Annotated in this window: 1 protein-coding gene; it reads left to right on the top strand. The window is 62.7% G+C overall.

The features are described 5' to 3' along the window. On the top strand, positions 1-366 hold a 366-nt coding region (locus QWI17_RS19550; RefSeq protein ID WP_302724210.1), incomplete at its 5' end, for a class I SAM-dependent methyltransferase. Between the last annotated feature and the right edge of the window lie 144 nt (positions 367-510).

Here is a 510-nt window from a genome sequence, read left to right as displayed (position 1 = left end):
GACAACCACTTCGATTGCGTGACCATCGCCTTCGGCCTGCGCAACGTCACCCACAAGGATGCAGCCATCCGCTCGATGCTGCGTGTACTCAAGCCCGGCGGCCGCTTGCTGATCCTGGAGTTCTCCAAGCCGACCAACAAGCTCATGTCCAAGGCCTACGATGCCTACTCGTTCGCCTTCATGCCACTGGCCGGCAAGCTGATCACCAACGACTCCGAAAGCTACCGTTACCTCGCCGAGTCGATCCGCATGCACCCCGACCAGGAAACCCTGAAAAGCATGATGGTCGAGGCCGGCTTCGACCGCGTCACCTACCACAACATGACCAGCGGCATTGTTGCCGTGCACCGGGGAATCAAGCCCTGATGCTGCTGGCCGGGCTGCTCGCCAGTGTCGAACAGGGCCTGAACCGCGTCCTGCGCATGGACAGCACGGCCCTGCCGCGGCTGGGCGCGCTGGCGGGCAAGGTCATCGAGATAGACTGCCGCCAACCGGCCTTGCAGGTGTTCA

This window comes from Gilvimarinus gilvus (assembly GCF_030518155.1).
GTDB classification, from domain to species: Bacteria; Pseudomonadota; Gammaproteobacteria; order Pseudomonadales; family Cellvibrionaceae; genus Gilvimarinus; species Gilvimarinus gilvus.
Note: the sequence above shows the minus strand (reverse complement) of the source record. Positions and strands in the feature narration are given on the sequence as shown.